Annotated in this window: 17 protein-coding genes, 1 tRNA gene and 1 other RNA gene; 15 read left to right on the top strand and 4 right to left on the bottom strand. The window is 64.8% G+C overall.

Annotation, left to right across the window (positions count from 1 at the left end):
- Positions 1-2: 2 nt before the first annotated feature.
- On the bottom strand, positions 3-1,925 hold the full coding sequence (locus tag ACZ47F_RS02400; RefSeq protein ID WP_464925716.1) for a dynamin family protein: 1,923 nt from the start codon (positions 1,923-1,925) through the stop codon (positions 3-5).
- Between the two features lie 77 nt (positions 1,926-2,002).
- Positions 2,003-2,842 carry a bifunctional DNA-formamidopyrimidine glycosylase/DNA-(apurinic or apyrimidinic site) lyase gene (gene mutM, locus ACZ47F_RS02395; RefSeq protein ID WP_464925715.1) on the bottom strand — a complete coding sequence of 280 codons (840 nt, stop codon included), beginning with the start codon at positions 2,840-2,842 and terminating at the stop codon, positions 2,003-2,005.
- Between the two features lie 101 nt (positions 2,843-2,943).
- Here mutM and ACZ47F_RS02390 point away from each other — a divergent pair, with 101 nt between their 5' ends.
- The 6 genes from ACZ47F_RS02390 (at position 2,944) to ACZ47F_RS02365 (ending at position 8,123) form a co-directional block, all read left to right on the top strand.
- The gene (locus tag ACZ47F_RS02390; protein WP_464925714.1) at positions 2,944-4,650 is read left to right on the top strand and encodes a tetratricopeptide repeat protein; all 1,707 of its coding nucleotides are present in this window, start codon (positions 2,944-2,946) and stop codon (positions 4,648-4,650) included.
- Entirely contained in the window at positions 4,650-5,237 is a 588-nt protein-coding gene (locus ACZ47F_RS02385) for a lipoprotein insertase outer membrane protein LolB (RefSeq protein ID WP_464925713.1), read from the top strand. The genes ACZ47F_RS02390 and ACZ47F_RS02385 overlap by 1 nt, the downstream gene beginning before the upstream one ends.
- Before the next feature lie 18 nt (positions 5,238-5,255).
- Positions 5,256-6,182 carry a 4-(cytidine 5'-diphospho)-2-C-methyl-D-erythritol kinase gene (gene ispE, locus ACZ47F_RS02380; protein ID WP_464925712.1) on the top strand — a complete coding sequence of 309 codons (927 nt, stop codon included), beginning with the start codon at positions 5,256-5,258 and terminating at the stop codon, positions 6,180-6,182.
- Between the two features lie 75 nt (positions 6,183-6,257).
- Positions 6,258-6,334: transfer RNA gene (locus ACZ47F_RS02375), tRNA-Gln, on the top strand.
- A gap of 114 nt (positions 6,335-6,448) precedes the next feature.
- Positions 6,449-7,420, top strand: a complete 972-nt coding sequence (locus ACZ47F_RS02370; RefSeq protein ID WP_464925711.1) for a ribose-phosphate pyrophosphokinase — start codon at positions 6,449-6,451, stop codon at positions 7,418-7,420.
- A 94-nt stretch (positions 7,421-7,514) separates the two neighbouring features.
- Positions 7,515-8,123 (top strand): 50S ribosomal protein L25/general stress protein Ctc, encoded by a 609-nt coding sequence (locus ACZ47F_RS02365; protein WP_464925710.1) that lies wholly within the window; start codon positions 7,515-7,517, stop codon positions 8,121-8,123.
- A gap of 120 nt (positions 8,124-8,243) precedes the next feature.
- Here ACZ47F_RS02365 and ACZ47F_RS02360 read toward each other — a convergent pair whose 3' ends face one another.
- Positions 8,244-8,636 carry an acyl-CoA thioesterase gene (locus ACZ47F_RS02360; RefSeq protein WP_464925709.1) on the bottom strand — a complete coding sequence of 131 codons (393 nt, stop codon included), beginning with the start codon at positions 8,634-8,636 and terminating at the stop codon, positions 8,244-8,246.
- Between the two features lie 136 nt (positions 8,637-8,772).
- Here ACZ47F_RS02360 and ACZ47F_RS02355 point away from each other — a divergent pair, with 136 nt between their 5' ends.
- From ACZ47F_RS02355 to pyrC, 6 genes are all read left to right on the top strand, one after another.
- Positions 8,773-10,617 carry an ABCB family ABC transporter ATP-binding protein/permease gene (locus ACZ47F_RS02355; RefSeq protein WP_464925708.1) on the top strand — a complete coding sequence of 615 codons (1,845 nt, stop codon included), beginning with the start codon at positions 8,773-8,775 and terminating at the stop codon, positions 10,615-10,617.
- Positions 10,618-10,715: 98 nt separating this feature from the next.
- Complete coding sequence (locus tag ACZ47F_RS02350) at positions 10,716-11,609, top strand: transporter substrate-binding domain-containing protein (RefSeq protein ID WP_464925707.1); 894 nt, start codon at positions 10,716-10,718, stop codon at positions 11,607-11,609.
- Between the two features lie 83 nt (positions 11,610-11,692).
- Positions 11,693-12,421 (top strand): amino acid ABC transporter permease, encoded by a 729-nt coding sequence (locus tag ACZ47F_RS02345; protein ID WP_464925706.1) that lies wholly within the window; start codon positions 11,693-11,695, stop codon positions 12,419-12,421.
- Complete coding sequence (locus ACZ47F_RS02340; protein WP_464925705.1) at positions 12,421-13,107, top strand: amino acid ABC transporter permease; 687 nt, start codon at positions 12,421-12,423, stop codon at positions 13,105-13,107. The genes ACZ47F_RS02345 and ACZ47F_RS02340 overlap by 1 nt, the downstream gene beginning before the upstream one ends.
- Before the next feature lie 58 nt (positions 13,108-13,165).
- Positions 13,166-13,915: an amino acid ABC transporter ATP-binding protein gene (locus ACZ47F_RS02335; protein WP_464926558.1), complete on the top strand. Its 750-nt coding sequence runs from the start codon at positions 13,166-13,168 to the stop codon at positions 13,913-13,915.
- A 55-nt stretch (positions 13,916-13,970) separates the two neighbouring features.
- Positions 13,971-15,047, top strand: coding sequence for a dihydroorotase (pyrC, locus tag ACZ47F_RS02330; RefSeq protein WP_464925704.1), 1,077 nt, complete (start codon positions 13,971-13,973; stop codon positions 15,045-15,047).
- Here pyrC and ACZ47F_RS02325 read toward each other — a convergent pair.
- On the bottom strand, positions 15,037-15,828 hold the full coding sequence (locus tag ACZ47F_RS02325; protein WP_464925703.1) for an oxygen-binding di-iron domain-containing protein: 792 nt from the start codon (positions 15,826-15,828) through the stop codon (positions 15,037-15,039). The two genes, pyrC and ACZ47F_RS02325, sit on opposite strands and share 11 nt — an antisense overlap.
- Positions 15,829-15,980: 152 nt before the next feature.
- Here ACZ47F_RS02325 and rnpB point away from each other — a divergent pair.
- The 3 genes from rnpB to rsmH all read left to right on the top strand — a co-directional run bounded on the left by rnpB (position 15,981) and on the right by rsmH (position 18,033).
- An RNA gene (rnpB, locus tag ACZ47F_RS02320) (RNase P RNA component class A) lies at positions 15,981-16,324 on the top strand.
- Between the two features lie 320 nt (positions 16,325-16,644).
- The gene (mraZ, locus tag ACZ47F_RS02315) at positions 16,645-17,073 is read left to right on the top strand and encodes a division/cell wall cluster transcriptional repressor MraZ (protein WP_464925702.1); all 429 of its coding nucleotides are present in this window, start codon (positions 16,645-16,647) and stop codon (positions 17,071-17,073) included.
- Positions 17,074-17,079: 6 nt separating this feature from the next.
- Positions 17,080-18,033: a 16S rRNA (cytosine(1402)-N(4))-methyltransferase RsmH gene (rsmH, locus tag ACZ47F_RS02310; RefSeq protein WP_464925701.1), complete on the top strand. Its 954-nt coding sequence runs from the start codon at positions 17,080-17,082 to the stop codon at positions 18,031-18,033.
- Positions 18,034-18,038: the final 5 nt, after the last annotated feature.

Here is an 18,038-nt window from a genome sequence, read left to right as displayed (position 1 = left end):
GCTCAGGCGTCCAGGCGCTGCATCTGTTCGGCCAGGCCGCGCTGCAGCGACTGGATGTGTGCGATCTGCGCGCGCAGCTCGTCGATGCGGTCTTGCAGGCTGTCCTTGGTGTCTTCGATGCGCTGCAGCGTGGTCAGGCGGCGGTTGAGCTGCTTCTTGCGCTCTCGCACCTGGCTGTCGAGCTGGGCGATCGAGGAGCGATCCCAGTTTTCGATGTCGCGCAGCGCACGCTCGAACACATCGCGCACCCGGGTGGCCAGTGCGCGTAGAGTGCGGCGGATGTAGGCATTGTTCTGCAGCTTGAGCCAGTTCACCCCGGAGAAATGCGCGGTGTAGGCGGCGGCCACGCGGTCGAACTCCTGGATCAGGCCGGCTAGCCGCAGCACGCGCGGGGCCGAGACGGTGAAGCCGAACTGGCTGTTGGCGCGCATGAAGGCCGCAGCGAGCATCTGGCGGATTTCCTCGATCTGTGTTTCTGCGTCCACCAGTCGGGTGCGCAGCTCGGCGGTGATGCGGGTCAGCTCGCCCTTGAGGCCGACTTTGAGCAGCGCGCTGCCCATGCGGGCTTCGAGCTGCTCGAGGTCGCGCAGCACCGATTTAGCGTCGAAGCGCTCGCGCAGCTGTTCCAGCATGCGGTGATTCACCGCACGCAGCGCCAGCACCTGCGCCATGCCAGCATCGAATTCGCTACGCTCTGCGGCAAGGCGCTGCAGCATCAGCACGACCATGCCAGCATTCTTGCCGCGCAGGCCGAGCAGTTCGTCGAGCTGGCCCTGGGCGTCGGCGAGCTGCTGGCCGAGCTGCTGCGACAGGTCATTGCGCACCTGCTGCACCGCCTCGCGCAGTGCGCCCTGCAGCATGCTGCGGCGGTCGATATTGGCGGCGCGGTTGAGCGCGCTTTCCAGCTGCCCCATGCCCGAGCGCGCCAGCAGCGCGCCGTCGGACTGGATGCGCGCCAGCAGCGCCTTGTGCGCCGACACTGGAAAGACTTTTTCCACCGGCAGGTGCAGGGTCTGCGCGGTGGACTGCACCTGACGCGCGATGCTCGCGGCGATCTGCGCTGCGCTGAGCAGCGGGTCCCACAGCGCATCGACCTTGTTGAGCGCCACCAGGGTCTGCGCGCCGCTGGTGGGTGCGATGTGGCGGTGCCAGATGTCCAGATCGCTGCGTGTCACCCCGGTGTCTGCGGCGAGCACGAACACCACCGCATTGGCCGAGGGAATGAGCGACAGGGTCAGCTCGGGTTCGGCGCCCACCGCGTTCAGCCCTGGGGTGTCGAGGATGGTCAGCCCCTGGTCGAGCAGCGGGTGCGGAAAATTAACCAGCGCATGCCGCCACAGCGGAATCTCGACCTCGCCATCTGCGCCTGGATCGATCTGCGCAAGTTCGTCGGTGTCTTGGAAAAAGCCCAGTTCCTGGGCCTTGGCCAGCGGCACGCGCTGGGTGTCCGACAGATGGGTGAGCGCTTGCGCCAGGCCGTGCGCATCCTGGCTGGGCAGATCAAACTGCGTCCACACCTGCGGGCTAGCTTTCCATTGTGCCAGGGTCTGCGACTGCAGCCGGGTGTCGATCGGCAGCAGCCGCAGACCGCGTGGCTGCGTGGGGTCGGAAAACAACTCCATCGGGCACATGGTGGTGCGCCCTGCGCCTGCCGGCAGGATGCGCTGGCCGTGGCCGGAAAAGAAAATGGCGTTGATCAGCTCGGACTTGCCGCGCGAGAACTCGGCGACGAAGGCCAGGGTCATACGGTCGTTTTCCAGGCGGGCGATTTGCTGTTGCAGCAGCGCGCGCGCCTGTTCGAGCTGCAGTCCGCTGTCCTCGAGCCAGGCCAGCACAGCCTTGACGCGCTGCACGCGCTCGCTGCGCCACTCGGCATAGTCGAACAGACCGGTGGTGAGGATGGGGGCTTCGACCTGTGGATTCATCGCGGCGGGCGTTGCTTGGGAAGACGGACACGCCCAAAGTAAAGCACAGCCTCCGCCGAATTTGGACGCACCGCGGCCTAGCGCGGCCGGACTTTGCGCATTTTTTGGCACTTGGGGCAGAAATACGTGCTGCGCTGTGCCTGGGTCAGCAGACGGATTGGTGTTGCACAGACGCGACAGGGTTGCCCGGCACGACCATAGACCTGCGCCTGCATCTGGAAATAGCCCAGCTCGCCGTCGCTGTGGGCAAAGTCGCGCAGACTGCTGCCGCCCAGCGCGACCGCCTGCCGTAGGGTGTCGCGCACCGCGGCCGCCAGCCGCGCGCAGTCAGCGGGCCGCAGCAGCGAGGCCGGGGTGCGCGGGTCGATACGGGCGCGAAACAGCGCCTCGCAGGCGTAGATGTTGCCGACGCCCGCAACGATCTGCTGCGACAGCAGTAGCGGCTTGATCGCCGCACTGCGCCCGTGCAACGTCCGGTACAGCGCGGCTCCGTCGAAACAGGCGTCCAGCGGCTCCGGCCCGAGCGTGCGCAGCAGCGGGTGCGTCTGCACGTCGGCGCCAGCATGCCACAGCACTGCGCCGAAGCGGCGCGGATCGCGCAGCCGCAGCACGCCGCGGTCGGTCTGCAGTTCCACATGCTCGTGCGGCGCCAGTGGCGCGGGTGCCTGTGCCGCTGGCGTCCAGCGCAGCGAGCCCGACATGCCCAGATGCACGATCAGCACTCCCGCCTCGGTGTGCAGCAGCAGATACTTGCCGCGCCGGCGCAGCGCCGTGATGCGCTGCCCCGCCAGCGACTGCGCCGCGATGCCCAGCGGCCAGCGCAGCGGCTTGCCCAGCCGCAGGCCGGTCAGCCGTGCGCCAGACAGCGCAGGCTCCAGCCCCAGGCGGGTGACTTCGACTTCGGGCAGTTCAGGCATGACGGTGGGGTGCGAGCAGGGGCCGACATTGTGCCGCAGGGGCAATGCGGCACTTCTACAATCGCACCCTCCCGCCCTTCGGCCACTCTTCGAGGATGTCCATGCGCGCTGCCGTTCTGGTGTCGGCCCTGCTGTTTCCGGCGATGTCCCTGCTTGCGCCCGCCGCGCAGGCACAGCAGTCTGCTGCGCGCGCCAATGCGCAGGAGACCGCGCGTCAGGTGTTTGCCGTGCTGGTCGGGGAGATCGCCGCCAACACCGGACACCCCGGCGTGGCCTACACCGAACTGCTCAAGGCGGCCACCGAGCTCGACTCTGCGCCGCTGTTTCGTCGCGCCGCGGAAATCGCTCTGCGCGCTGGGGCGCCTGATAAGGCGCTGGCTGCGGCGCAGGCCTGGCGCAAGGCCATGCCGGAATCGCGCGAAGCCGGATCCTGGGTGGTGCAGCTGCAGCTGATGACGGGGCGCACCAGCGAGGCGGGCGCGACCATCGCGCAAGATCTGGCCGCCACCCCGGAGCCGCAGCGCGGGCAGGCCATCGCCGATCTGCTGCCGCTGGCCGCGCAGGCCAGCGACCCCGCCGCAACCCTGGCGATGATGCGCACCGCGCTGGCCGGGCAGCGGCAGTTTGCACAGACCGATGTGGTGCTGGGGCTGCTGCGCGCGCGCGCGGGCGATCGCAAGGGCGGGTTTGCCGATGCGCTGCATGCCCTGGGCATTCAGCCCGGCCTGGCGCCGGCGGCGGCCTTGCTGCTGCAGCTCTACACGGTCAACCCGCAGGCGGCCGATGCCGCGATGCAGACCTTCTCTGCGGCGCAACCCAAGGACACCGGGCTGCGGCTGGCCTGGGCGCAGGCGGCGCTAGGCCAGCAGCGCGACGGCATCGCCCTGCGCGCGCTCGACCGTCTGGTCGCCGATGCCCCCGACCTGGCGCCGGCCTGGCTGCTGCTGGGCAGCCTGCAATCGCAGTTCGGCGAGCCGGCCAAGGCGGTGGTGTCATTACAGACCTATCTGCGCCTGGCCCGGGCGCAGCCCGAGCCGCCGGTACTCACGCCGGCCTACATCGCGTTGTCGGAGGCGGCACGCAAGCTCGGCGATTTCGATCAGGCCAATCGCTGGCTCGACCGAATCGCGCCCGATGCCGCCAATCAGCTCGCGGTTGTCAGCAGTCGCGCGCTGATCCTGGTGCGGCAGGGTAAGGTCAATCAGGCGCTGAAACTGGTCGACACCCTGCCGCAGGCCACTGCCGAGCAGCGCAAGGAAAAGCTGCTCACCCGCGCTCAGATCCTGCGCGGGGCCGGGCAGTTCGAGGCGTCGTACAAACTGCTGCAGGACGGGCTCAAGCAGATGCCTGCAGATGTCGACCTGCTGTACGAGGCCGCGATGATGGCCGATAAGAGCGGCCACACCAAGGACATGCTGCGCTTGCTGCGCAAGGCGATTGCGGTCGATCCGCAGTCGCAGCCCGCGTATAACGCCTTGGGCTACACCCTGGCCGACCGGGGAGAGCACCTGCCCGAGGCGCGGCGGCTCATCGCCCGTGCTCTCGAACTCTCGCCGGGCAACCCGTTCGTGCTCGACAGCATGGGCTGGGTGGAATACCGCATGGGGCATACCGCGCAGGCGCTCGACGACCTGCAGCAAGCCTGGGACGCCCGACCCGATCCGGAAATCGGCGCCCACCTGGGCGAAGTGCTGTGGCAGCTCGGCCAGCATGACAAGGCGCGTGCGATCTGGCGTGAGGCGATCGAACGCGCCCCGCATGACGCCATGGTGCAGGCGATACTACGCAAATTCGGTGTGACCTTCTGATGCGGCGTCGCAACATCGTCCGCGTGGCGCCCGCGCTCGCGCTTCTTGCGTTCGGCGGGTGCGCGGCGCCGCGGCTGGCGTCGCCCACCGCCGCTGTGGGCACCGTGCAGCTCAGCGGCCGGCTGTCTCTGGTTAGCGGCCCATCGGATGCGCAAAAGGCGCTCTACGGCGGATTCCGGCTGGAACTGCGCGGCGAGGACGCCGGCGAGTTCGAGGTGTTTTCGCCGCTCGGACAGATGCTGGCACGCGCGCGCTGGAGCGCGGGTCAGGCCAGCCTGGACGATGGCAGACAGACGCAGACCTACCCCTCGTTCACCGCGATGACCCGTGCCGCCCTCGGCGTCGCCCTGCCGCAGGCCGCGTTGCAGGACTGGGTGCGCGGCCAGCCCGCCTCTGGCCTGCCGGTGCGCCCGCTGCCGGACGGCGGCTTCGAGCAGCTCGGCTGGCAGGTGCAGCCGGTCTGGCGCGACGGGCAACTGGCACAACTGCGCGCGCAGCGTCAGGGTGCCGATCCGGCGCAGCTGCGCATGGTCATCGAGTCGCGTGCGGCGCAGGACGGTGCGGCTGCAGCGGCGCGCGCCGACTGAGCACGGCACGGCCAGTCCATGCGTGCGCTGTTCAACCTGCCGGCGCCGGCAAAAATCAACTGGTTCCTGCACATCACTGGCCGGCGGGCAGACGGCTACCACACCCTGCAGACCGCGTTCCAGTTCATCGACTGGTGCGACAGCATCGACCTGGTGCGGCGCGACGATGGCGCGATCCGTCGCCTCGGCGCGGACGATCTGCCCGAGGACGATCTGTGCGTGCGCGCGGCCCGGCTGCTGCAACAGACCACGCAAAGCCGCTTTGGTGTCGACATCCACCTGCGCAAATCGATTCCACAGCAGGCCGGGCTGGGCGGCGGCAGTTCCGATGCCGCGACCGTGCTCATCGGTCTGAACCGGCTCTGGCAGCTCGGCCTGTCGCGTCAGGCGTTGATGCGGCTTGGGCTGCAACTCGGCGCCGACCTGCCGGTGTTTCTGTTCGGACGCAACGCCTGGGCGCAGGGCGTCGGTGAAGAGCTGCAGGCCATTGCGCTGCCCACGCCCTGGTTCGCTGTGGTGCACCCCGCACAGGGCCTGTCGACCCGCGCCGTGTTTGGTGCAGTTGACTTGACAACCACAAAACCAGCAGAGACAATTTCTGGCTTTGCTAAATGGCTTTTGCAAGCACAGGCGCATGACTTGTACGGGGTTGCAGGTGGCGGGTGGGCAAGGGCCATGTGGGGCAGAAATGATTTGCAGCAGGGTGCAACCGCGCTGTCGCCTGCGGTCTGTCAGGCAATGGAGCTATTGCGCCAGGTGTTGGTTCAGCAGGGTCTGCGGCCGTGTTTCGATGTGCGCATGAGCGGGTCGGGCAGTGCGGTGTTTGCCATGATCTGCGAGCCGCTAAAGCACGCCGAGATCGCCAGTGCGCTGCCACAGGGCTGGCAAGGCCGGCTGTGTCGCGGGCTGGATCGACATCCGCTGCTGCACTGGGTTGACGCATAATGTGCAGTCTCGGGCGGCGGTCGTTGCCGTGCGAGGCAGTTTGACAGGGTTTCATTCGCCTAGGGCGAATGGTGTTGGGGAGTCGCCAAGTTGGTTAAGGCACCGGATTTTGATTCCGGCATTCGAGGGTTCGAATCCTTCCTCCCCAGCCAGTGTTTCCTCCATCCATACTGAACAGCGTTTCGCCTGCGGCGCTGTCGTCCGCGGGCTCCCCAGGGCCACGAGCTCACGGCGCTTCTGGCGCAACCAGCGCGCAACATCCCACTATGACACCCAATCCGGCGGACTTCATCCTGTTCACCGGCAATGCCAACCCGGCGCTTGCCCAGGAAGTTGCGCAACAGCTTGGCATCGACCTCGGTCAGGCCTACATCGGGCGCTTCTCCGACGGAGAAATCACGGTCGAAATCCAGCAGAACGTTCGCGCCCGCGAAGTGTTCATCGTGCAGTCCACCTGCGCGCCGACCAATGACAACCTGATGGAGCTGATCATCATGGTCGATGCGCTCAAGCGTGCATCTGCCGAGCGCATCACGGCGGTCATTCCCTATTTCGGCTATGCGCGTCAGGACCGCCGTCCGCGGTCTGCGCGCGTGCCCATCACCGCCAAGGTCGTGGCCAACATGCTGCAGGCCGCGGGAGTGGCGCGGGTGGTCACGATGGATCTGCATGCCGATCAGGTGCAGGGGTTTTTCGACATTCCGGTCGACAACATCTACGCCTCGCCTATCCTGCTCAGCGACCTGCGCGAAAAGAATTACAGCGATCTCATCGTGGTCTCGCCCGACGTCGGCGGGGTGGTGCGCGCTCGTGCCTTGGCCAAGCTGATGGACTGCGATCTGGCGATCATCGACAAGCGTCGCCCCAAGCCCAATGTCTCCGAGGTGATGAACGTCATCGGCGAGATCGAGGGACGCAACTGCATCATCATGGACGACATGGTCGATACTGCCGGCACGCTGACCAAGGCCGCCGAAGTGCTCAAGGAGCGCGGCGCCAGGCGGGTGATGGCCTACTGTACGCATCCGGTGCTGTCCGGCCCGGCGATCCAGCGCCTGCAGGCCAGCGCGATCGACGAGCTGGTCGTCACCAACACCATTCCGCTGCGCCAGGAAGCGCGCGAGTGCACCAAGATCCGCCAGCTCTCCGCCGCCTCGCTGATTGCGCAGACCATCCAGCGCATCGCCTACGGCGGTTCGGTGCTGCAACTGTTCAACGAACAGGAAACCCTGTTCTGAAGTTCTCGCCCGCTGGAAGTTCCGACGGGCTGTCCCGGCGCTGGTCGCAGGCGCCGTTCATCACGGGGCATCGCCCCTTTTTTCAGGAGTCGACATGAAAGTCGTCGCATTCGAACGTCAAGTGCAGGGAACCGGTGCGAGCCGCCGCCTGCGTCGCGCCGGGAAGACCCCCGGCATCATTTACGGTGGGCAACAGCCGCCCCAGATGATCGAGCTCGATCACAACGCGCTGTTTCACGCCCTCAAGAAAGAGCAGTTCCACTCCTCGGTGCTGGAGATCGAAGTGGCCGGCAAGACCAGCCAGGTTTTGCTGCGCGACTATCAGATGCACCCCTACAAACCCCTGGTGCTACATGTGGACTTCCAGCGCGTGGAGGCCGGGCACAAGATTTCGACCAAGGTGCCGCTGCACTTCGTCGGCGCGGAAGAATCGCCCGCGGTCAAGCTCAGTCACGGAATGGTCAACCATGTGATGACCGAGCTGGAAGTGTCCTGCCTGCCGGCAGACCTGCCCGAGTTCATCACGGTCGACCTCAGCAAGTTGACCCTGCACCAAAGCGTGCATGTCAATGATCTGGTGCTGCCCAAGGGCGTGAGCGTGCTGACCCACGGCGTGGACAATCCCGCGGTGGTCACGGTCAGCCCGCCGCCGGGTGGCGTGGGCGAGGAGGGCGCTGCTGGCACCGAAGGAGAAGGGCAGTAAGCCAGCCGCTGTGTGCGTCGGCATCGATTCATGATCCGGCACGCACTGGTTTGAAATCCCCACACGGTGGGGATGGATCGAGCCGCCTTCGGGCGGCTTCGTCATTTTTGCGCGGCGCGCTCAGGGTTGGTCTACCGGGCGCGGGCGGCGGTCTTCCCCCACCGCCACATAGGTCAGCAGCGCCTCGGTGACCTTGATCACCTCGACATTCGATGGCGTGCGCTGCGCGTAGACCTCCACACGCACAGTGATCGAGGTCGTGCCCACATGGTCGATCTCGGTGAAGAACGACAGCACGTCACCGACGAGCACGGGCTGCTTGAACACGAACTCCTTGACCGCCACCGTGGCTACCCTCCCGCGGGCACGCCAGGCCGCGGCGATGCCGCCAGCAACGTCCACCTGCGCCATGATCCAGCCGCCGAAGATGTCGCCGTGCATGTTCACGTCGGACGGGCGGGCCTGGGTGCGCAGGGTGGGCACACGGTTGGGAAGTTCGGGAACGCGGGTCATCGAGGCCTCCATGCACGGCGCCGCTGCGGCGCGGATAATGAATTGACTGATGCGCGTAGTTTAGGGTCTGTTGTCGCCGAGGCTGCGCGCCGTTCTTCCCGATGGCAAGCCGCGCTTGCTGCGCCCGATCTCCTCCATGCACGCCCGAACCTCCTCTGACTTGCCGCAATCCCAGAGTGCCCCGCGCCCGGCGCTGCAGCGCTCGCGCTGGGCGGTGTTGTCCGCTCTGTGGCCTTACCTGTGGGAATACCGCGTGCGCGTGGTGCTGGCCCTGCTGATGATGGTTGCGGCCAAGGTGTCCAACGTGGGCGTGCCCATCGTGCTCAAGGACATTGTCAACGCGCTCGACCTCAAACCGGGCGATCCGCGCAGCGTGCTGGTCGTGCCGGTGGCGTTGCTGGTGGCCTATGGTCTGCTGCGGCTGAGCGTGTCGCTGTTCACCGAATTGCGCGAGATCGTGTTCTCGCGGGTGACACAGGGCGCGGTGCGCAAGATCGCGCTGCAGGTGTTCGATCACCTGTTCAGCCTGAGTCTGCGCTATCACCTGGAGCGGCAGACTGGCGGCATGTCGCGCGACATCGAGCGGGGCACGCGGGCGATCTCCAGCCTGGTGTCGTACACGCTCTACACCATCCTGCCCACGCTGGTCGAAATGGTGCTGGTCATCGGCATCCTGCTGGTGAAGTACGACATCTGGTTTGCTGGCATCGCGTTGGCCGCGCTACTGGCGTATGTCGTGTTCACCATCACCGTGACCGAGTGGCGCACCCAGCTGCGCCGCGAGATGAACCTGCAGGACTCGCGCGCTAACCAGCGGGCGATCGACGCGCTGCTGAACTACGAGACGGTGAAAATGTTCGGCAACGAAGCGCTGGAGTCCACACGTTATGACGACAACCTCAAGAGCTGGATGCAGGCTGCAATCAAGTCGCAGAACTCGCTGTCGCTACTCAACCTAGGGCAGAGCCTGATCATCGCCACTGCGGTCACGTTGCTGGTTTGGCGTGCCACGGTCGGTGTGGTCAACGGCAGCATGAACCTGGGTGATCTGGTGCTGGTCAATGCCTTCATGCTGCAGCTCTATGTGCCGCTGAACTTCCTTGGTGTGATTTACCGCGAGATCCGGCAAGCGACCACCGATCTGGAGCGCATGTTCAACATCCTGCAGGAGCATCAGGAAGTGCGCGATGCGCGGGGTGCGCCCGCGCTGCAGGTAACCCGCGGCGAAGTGCGCTTCGAGCAGGTGCGCTTTGGCTACGATCCCGATCGGCTCATCCTGGACGGGCTGGATTTCACCGTCCCCGCGGGGGAGACGGTAGCCATCGTCGGCCCTTCCGGGGCGGGCAAGTCCACGCTGGCTCGGCTGTTGTTCCGGTTTTACGCGCCGCAGTCGGGTCGCATCTTGATCGACGGGCAGGACATCGCCCAGGTCACGCAGGCCAGTGTGCGTCGGGCCGTTGGCATCGTGCCGCAGGACACCGTGCTGTTCAATGACACCATTGGTTACAACATCGCTTATGGCAAGCCGGGTGCGACTGCCGCGGAGGTCGAGGCGGTGGCGCGCGCTGCGCACATCCACGATTTCATCATCAGCACCCCGCGCGGGTATGACACCCAGGTCGGTGAGCGCGGGTTGAAGCTCTCCGGCGGCGAGAAGCAGCGCGTGGCGATCGCCCGCGCGTTGCTGAAAAACCCGCCCATTCTGATTTTCGACGAGGCCACCTCGCAACTCGACTCGCACAACGAAAAGGCGATCCAGGCCGAAATCCGCGCCGCCGCGCGTAACCGCACCGCACTGGTCATTGCGCACCGCCTGTCCACCGTGGTCGATGCACACCAGATCCTGGTGATCGACAAGGGGCGTGTGGTCGAGCGCGGCACGCATGCGCAGCTGCTTCAGGCCAATGGCCTCTACGCCCGCATGTGGAATCTGCAGCAGGATAGGGCGGCTCACCCCGAAGCGTCTGCGGCGATGGCCTGATGCTGGAACGGAGTTTGCATACACCTATTGCGCATTTGTGACCCACGGTTACACTTGCGCGATTCGTTCACCCCATTCCTACATTCACGGAGATTCGCATGATCAAAAAACTGTTTGGTTTGACCATCCTGGTTGCGGCCGCAATGTCTTGCGCTCAGGCAACCGAGCTCACCGGCACGCTGAAAAAAGTCAAGGAGACCGGGACCATCACCGTCGGCTACCGAGAGTCGTCGATCCCGTTTTCCTACCTCGACAACAACGGCAAGCCCATCGGCTACGCGATGGAGCTGTGCGGCAAAGTGGTCGATGCAGTCAAGGCCGAGCTTAAGATGCCCAACCTGAAGGTCAACTACGCGCCGGTCACGTCGAGCAACCGCATCCCGCTGCTGGAAAACGGCACCATCGACCTGGAGTGCGGCTCGACCACCAATTCCGTCGCACGGCAAAAGCAGGTTGCTTTCGGCCCGACCTACTTTGTCATCAACGTCACCGCCGCAGTCAAGAAAGACTCGGGGATCAACAGCTTCGAGCAGCTGGCCGGCAAGACCATCGTCACCACCTCGGGCACCACATCGGTGCCGCTGCTGAAAAAATATGAAAAGACCAAGGACATGGAGTTCAAGGAAATCTACGGCAAGGATCACGCCGAGAGCTTTCTGCTGATGGTCGATGGCCGCGCCGCGGCGTTCGTGATGGACGACATTCTGCTGGCTGGGCAGATCGCCAACTCCAAAGACCCGGGTGCTTACAAAATCCTGCCCGGCTCGCTGCGTAGCGAGCCCTACAGCATGATGCTGCGCAAGGACGATCCGCAGTTCAAGGCGCTGGTCGACAGGACCGTGGGCGAGGTGATGAAGTCCGGCGAGATCAACAAGATCTACGCCAAATGGTTCACCAGCCCGATTCCGCCCAAGGGCATCAACCTCAACTTCCCGGAAACCCCGGCGATCAAGGAAGCCTTTGCCCACCCGAACGACAAGGGCGTCGAATAAGTCCGGCCTTGCTGACTTTGTAGGAAGCCGGCAGCCTGCCGGCTTTTTCCCACGCGGCCATCCCATCGCATCGAGGAGATGACATGCTGGGCCTGGAAATCTTTTTGCAAGACACGCCCGACGGGGATATGACCTGGGCGATGTCGCTGCTGTCGGGGCTGAAGTACACCCTGCTGTTGGTGGTGTGCGCCTGGGTCATTGCGGTGGCGCTGGGCTCGGTGCTCGGTGTGGTGCGCACCACAAAAAGCCGGTTCTGGGTGACGCTGGGCAATACCTATGTCGAACTGTTCCGCAACATCCCGCTGCTGGTGCAGTTTTTCCTGTGGTATTTCGTACTGCCGAGCGTGGTTGCGCCGCTCAAGCGTTTTGCCAACGCGGTCGATCCATCGACCTTTCAGCTCATCACCGCAATCGTCTGCCTCGGGTTGTTCACCGCTGCGCGCATTGCCGAACAGGTGAAATCGGGCATCCTGTCGCTGCCGCGTGGCCAGATGCTGGCCGGGCTCGCGCTTGGGCTGACGCCGTTGCAGACCTACCGCCATGTGTTGCTGCCGATGGCGTATCGCATCATCCTCCCGCCGCTGACCTCCGAGTCGATGAACCTGGTCAAGAATTCGGCGGTGGCGTACTCAATCGGTTTGACCGAGCTGTTTTTCCGCACCCGTGAAATGGGCGAAATGACCTTCCGCTACTTTGCCGCGTTCGGCGCTGCCACGGTGCTGTATGTGGCCGTGGCGTTTGCGATCAATCGCATCATGGCTTGGGTCGAGCGCGCCACGGCAGTGCCTGGCTATCTGGGCAGGGGCAGGTGATGGGTGGCTTCGACTTTGGCTCCATCGTTGCGGTCCTGCCGTTTTTGCTCGGGGGACTGGCCTACACCATCAAGCTTACCGTGGTTGCGGCGATCGGCGGCACGCTGCTGGGTATCGTGCTTGCGCTGGCGCGGCTGTCGCATCTGAAGTGGCTGTCGATGCTGGCTGCGGGCTACATCCATCTGATGCGTTCGGTGCCGCTGCTGCTGGTGATTTTCTGGTTCTACTTTCTAGTGCCGGTGATGGTGCAGTCGCTCACCGGCGCGGACTATCCGCCTAAGCTCGGCGCCGAGCGCTCGGCCTATTTCACCTTCATTCTGTTCGAGGCGGCGTATTTTGCCGAGATCGTGCGTGCCGGCATCCAGAGCATCCCGAAGGGGCAGCTCAGCGCGGCGTATGCGCTGGGGCTGAGCTATGCGCAGGCGATGCGGCAGGTCATCCTGCCGCAGGCTTTGCGCAACATGCTGCCGGTGTTGCTGACGCAGACCATCGTGCTGTTTCAGGACGTGTCGTTGGTGGCGCTGCTCAATGTCACCGATTTCGTCGGCGCGGCGATGAAAATCGCGCAGCGCGACAGTCGCGTGGTCGAGATGTACACCCTGGTGGCCGTGGTGTATTTCGTGCTTAGCTTCGTGCTGTCGCAGAGCGTCAAGCGGCTGCATCAGCGCATCGCCATCCAGCGGTGATCGATATTCAAGGGATCGTTCGATGAACCCAAGCTCTGCAAATGGCGCCGCTGCGCCGATGATCGACATTCGCCATGTCAGCAAATGGTATGGCGACTTCCAGGTGCTCAGCGATTGTTCCACGCAGGTCGCACGCGGCGAGGTGGTGGTGGTGTGCGGGCCGTCGGGCTCGGGCAAGTCCACGCTGATCAAGTGTGTCAACGCGCTCGAGCCGTTCCAGAAGGGCGATGTGGTGGTGGACGGCATTTCGGTTGCCGACCCCAAGACCAACCTGCCGCAGCTGCGCGCGCGCGTGGGCATGGTGTTCCAGCATTTCGAGCTGTTTCCGCACCTGAGCGTGACCGACAACCTGACGCTGGCGCAGATCAAGGTGCTCGGGCGCAGCAAGGCCGAGGCGCGCGACAAGGGGCTGTTCTACCTCGACCGGGTGGGGCTGTCGGCGCATCGCGACAAGTATCCAGGGCAACTCTCCGGCGGACAGCAGCAGCGCGTGGCGATCGCCCGCGCGCTGGCGATGGATCCGATCGCCATGCTGTTCGACGAACCCACATCCGCACTCGACCCGGAAATGGTCGGCGAGGTGCTCGAGGTCATGGTCAAGCTCGCCGAGGATGGCATGACCATGATGGTGGTCACGCACGAAATGGGCTTTGCCCGCAAGGTGTCGCACCGCGTGGTGTTCATGGACGGCGGGCGCATCGTCGAGGACTGTCCGACCGCGCAGTTTTTTTCCTCCACTGGGCAGCGCAGCGAGCGTGCGGCGCAGTTTCTTGCCAACATACTGCCGCATGGGATGACCGCAGCATGATGCCTCTAGTGGGGCGTAGCATGGTGTGATTTGGACACATGCCAACAAGACGGCCATGCATACGTTGACCCTGACCCGCCCCGACGACTTTCACCTGCATCTGCGTGATGGCGCCGCCATGCGTGATGCACTGCCGTGGACGGCGCGGCAGTTCGCCCGCGCCATCGTCATGCCCAATCTCAAGCCGCCGGTGGTGCGGGTGCAACAGGCGATCGACTACCGCGACCGCATCCTCGCCGCGCTGCCCGCGGACAGCAGCTTCACACCGTTGATGACGCTCTACCTCACCGACGACACCACGCCGGACATGGTGCGCGAGGCCAGGCAAAGCCGCGTGGTGCATGCCTTCAAGCTCTACCCGGCAGGCGCCACGACAAACTCTGACAGCGGCGTGACCGAGCTCAGGCGCATCTATCCGGTGCTCGAGGCGATGCAGCGCGAGGGGCTTGCGCTGCTGATCCACGGCGAGGTCACCGACCCGGCGGTCGATGTGTTCGATCGCGAGGCCGTGTTCATCGACCGTCACCTCATCGCGCTGCGCCGTGCCTTTCCCGAGCTGAAAATCGTGCTCGAGCACATCACCACGGCGCAGGCGGTGGCGTATGTGCGCGAAGCCAGCGAGCTCGACGTGCAAGGCGTGCCGCGGCTTGCCGCCACCATCACCGCGCACCATCTGCTGCACAACCGCAACGCCATGTTCCAGGGCGGCATCCGACCACACTATTACTGCCTGCCCGTGCTCAAGCGCGAAACGCACCGCCAGGCCTTGCTCGACGCGGCAACCAGCGGCGAGCCGCAGTTCTTTCTCGGCACCGATTCGGCACCCCACCCCCGGCATGCGAAAGAATCTGCCTGCGGCTGCGCCGGCTGTTTCACTGCGGCGAATGCGCTCGAGCTGTATTGCGCCGCGTTTGAGCAGCGCGCTGCGCTGCACCGCCTGGACGATTTCGCCAGCCGATTTGGCGCCGCGTTTTACGGCCTGCCGCGCAATACGGGCACCATCACCCTGCAGCGCAGCGCCTGGCAGGTGCCATCTGTACTGCCCTACGCCGATGCGCAGATCGTTCCGCTGCACGCCGGCGAGGTGATGCAGTGGCGCCTGGTGGACGGCGCGCCCGGCGCTACGCCGTGAGCGCGATCGGCTGATCGGGTATGCGGTAGTTATTTGCCGTCATCAGATCGATGCCGCAGCTCAGGCCCTCGATCCAGTTGATGAATTGCGTCACCGCGGCCTTGCCGCGCAGTGGTGCGCCGTGCTGCGGCACGATCATCGCAATGTCGAGCCCGCGCACCATGTTCGCCCAGTAGCGCAGGATTTTGTTCGACACCATGTAGCGGCGGTGAAAGGCCTCCATGTGCGGCAGCGCCTCGGCCAGCTCGGTGTATGGTCGCGCGGCCTGCGCGCCGCTGAGTATCGACACGCCCAGATCGCCAGAGAACAGGATTTTGCTGATCGGGTCGTAAAACTGGAAATTGCCTTCGGCGTGCATGAAATGCGCAGGCAGCAGGATCAGATCGCTCTGGCCCAGCCGCAGTGTGCCACCGGCGTCGGGTACCGCGATGATGCGCTTGTCGGTCTTGCCCAGCTTGCAGAAATGCGGAGCAAAACGCGCCCACAGACGTGAGATCACCAGGTCGGCCTTCGACGCGGTCATCCAGCGATCGAGCGAGGCGATGATGTCCGGATCGGCATGCGAGGCCAGCAGGTAATGCAAGTCTTGCGGCGCCATGTATTTGCGCATGGTCAGCGTGAGCTCGTTGAAGGTCATATTGCCGCCCGGATCGATGATCGCGCCCTGGCCGTGGTCGATGATCAGGAACTGGTTGGCCTGCACCGCGTCCCCGCCTTCTTCGACCAGATCGCTGAACATCAGGCACAAATGTTTGCCGTCGTTGAACAGTTCCGTCGCCACTGGTGTCTCCTGTGCTTTGCAAAAAATGAAAAGCCAAGAATCTAGCCTTTTGAATGCGTTGGCCATTTGTTTCTGGTCAAGGCCCGCCCATGTGCTCCGCGCAGGACGTGGCCGCAGTGCGACGGCGCACAGGCGCGCATAATGTTCTGTGTGAAGCGGGGTGGGCAGCCGCGGTGCGCTGCGCGCATCGAGGAAGGTCCGGACTCCACAGGGCAGGATGACGGCTAACGGCCGTGCACGGTGACGTGACGAACAGGGCCACAGAGACGAGTAAACGCCGGGCCACCGGCGTGGACGTGAAACGCGGCAACCTCCATCCGGAGCAACACCAAATAGGCAGACGCGTCAGCGGTAACGCTGGCACAGCGTGGCCCGCGCGAGTCTGCGGGTAGGTGGCTTGAGCCGCGCAGCAATGTGCGGCCTAGAGGAATGGCTGCCACGGCGCGGGTGCTCAGCCCGCGCTGCACAGAATCCGGCCTACAGCCCCGCTTCGCACTTTCCCCACCTCTTTTGCCGCCCCCGACGGATCTGACACCCTATGGTCGGATGGCATGCGCTGGCCGCGCTGGGCAAATCTCGAAACGACTTTGAAGAGTAACTCTAACCCGTTCATTTTCATGGAAAAGTTTGTTGCATACTGTTCTCATGAACAGTATGCAAGTCGTTGTTTTGTAAAAGAGATTTCTGGTTTGCAGGCTTGACCGCGGGCTGCGCCGTCCCCTAAAGTGGCAGCCAGTGCAAAAAAGTGGGAAATTGTGCAGGAGACTGTGCAATTTCACCGCTACCCACAGCAGCACGGCAACCGCGGGCAACTTCATGTTCATCGGCATTTCGGCACTCACTCTGGACGGCAAGGGTCGCATGACCGTGCCTGCCCGGCATCGTGATCTGCTGCTGGCCCGCGCGCAGGGCAAGCTCACGCTGACCAAGAGCCCGGATGGCTGTCTGCTGATGTTCTCCGACGACGAGTGGACGACCTTTCGCGACAAGGTGCTGCAGTTGCCGATGTCCGCGCAGGGCTGGAAGCGCATCTACCTCGGCCACGCCACCGAAACCGAAATGGATGCCACCGGCCGGGTGCTGATTTCGCCCGAACTGCGGCAGGCCGCTGGGCTGGAGCGTGATGTCGACCTCATCGGCATGGGCAGGCATTTTGAAATTTGGGATCGCGCCCGCCACCAGGCGCAGGAGGCGTCGGTGATCGAGGCAGGCATGCCCGATGCCGTGCGCGACATCGTGCTGTGACCGTGCATGCGCCAGACTGCCCCCAACCCCAGCGCCGAACCGGCGCACCGCACCGTGCTGCTGCACCAGGCGGTCGATCACCTGCTGACCGACCCGGACGGCGTGTATCTGGACGCCACCTTCGGCCGCGGCGGGCACAGCCGGGAAATCCTGCGGCGTCTGTCGCCGCGCGGTCGGCTGATTGCCATCGATCGCGATCCGCAGGCCGTGGCAGCGGCGGCGCAGATCCAGGATGCGCGTTTCGTCATGGTGCATGCTGCGTTCGCCGAGTTCGCTCGGGTGCTGCACGCGCAGGGGGTGCAGCAGGTCGCCGGTCTGTTGTTCGACCTGGGCGTGTCGTCGCCGCAGCTGGATCAACCCGAGCGCGGCTTCAGCTTTCGCGGCGACGGGCCGCTGGACATGCGCATGGACACCAGCAGCGGACAGACCGCCGCTGAATTCCTGGCCAAGGCCAGCGTGGACGAAATTGCAACCGTGCTGAGGGATTATGGAAACGAACGGGCGGCTGTCCAGATTGCAAAGAAGATTGTGGCTCGCCGCAGCGCCGGATCGCCAGTGGCGCGCAGCGGCGAACTTGCCGCACTGGTGGCCACAGCCGTCAAGAGCCGCGAGCCGGGGCAGGACCCGGCCACCCGCACGTTTCAAGCTCTTCGGATTCACGTCAATGCCGAGCTTGCGCAAATCGAGGCGGCGCTGAGCCAGGTGCTGCCGGTGTTGCAGCTGGGCGGGCGACTGGTGGTGATCAGCTTTCACTCACTGGAAGATGCGCTGGTCAAGCGCTACATCCAGTCGCACGCCCGTCCGCCTGCGGTCGACCGACGCCAGCCTTACGTGCCCGGGATGTCGCAGGCATTCGTCCCTGCGCTCGAAGAAGTGGCCCGCCTGCGACCATCCGAGGTCGAGGTGCGCAGCAATCCGCGCGCGCGCTCGGCCATGCTTCGCGTGGCCAAACGGGTCTGAGCTGC

Source organism: Thiomonas islandica, assembly GCF_055383445.1.
This window is presented reverse-complemented; position numbering and strand designations above follow the sequence as displayed.